Raw genomic sequence first — 626 nt, 5'->3', positions numbered from 1 at the left:
GAACACTGCAAAAATGTAATCTAATACCATCTAAGGGATATATCAATAATATATTCTAAGATATTTTTATTTTTATGGAAACTAACCAAGAAAGGATGTTTTGCAATGAAAGGAAAATTGGCTGCTGTAGCATTTTTTACCACAATGGGAATTTCTTCAGCTGTAATGGCTGTGGATGGTAATGGCAAAATTGATTTCACCGGCAAGATTATCGAAGCGGGTTGCCAGGTCAACAGCACCTTCACATCACCGCAGACGGTAAACCTGGGCGAAGTTGCCAAAACGACTTTTACGGCTGCTGGTGATACTGCATCTACCACCGCGTTCACTCTGGTATTAAGCGGTTGTCCAGACGACTTGCTGGGTAAACCCGTTCATGTGAAATATAGCGGTACAGCAGACACCACCAACAACGATTATGTGCAGTTAACTGGCTACGGTACTGCTGGTGTTGCGAAAGGCGTTGCAATTCAGTTACTGAATGCTGACTCCTCCGAACTGCCGCTGGGCAGCGAATCCAAGCCGGTCACCATTAACGCGGACGGTGCTGTACCAACCAACCTCGACTTCTTCGCTCGCTATATCGCGACTGAAGCAATAGTTACTGGCGGTAATGCGAACGGTAC

At 45.7% G+C, this 626-nt stretch carries 1 protein-coding gene; it reads left to right on the top strand.

Annotated features, from left to right (window positions below; translation table 11 throughout):
- Window positions 1-105 precede the first annotated feature (105 nt).
- Window positions 106-626, top strand: a 521-nt coding sequence (locus IMQ48_RS17245) for a fimbrial protein (RefSeq protein ID WP_196209983.1), incomplete at its 3' end; no start/stop codon positions are given.

Origin of the sequence: Citrobacter sp. Res13-Sevr-PEB04-36, from assembly GCF_015672735.1 — a bacterium.
Taxonomy (GTDB): domain Bacteria; phylum Pseudomonadota; class Gammaproteobacteria; order Enterobacterales; family Enterobacteriaceae; genus Citrobacter.
This window is presented reverse-complemented; position numbering and strand designations above follow the sequence as displayed.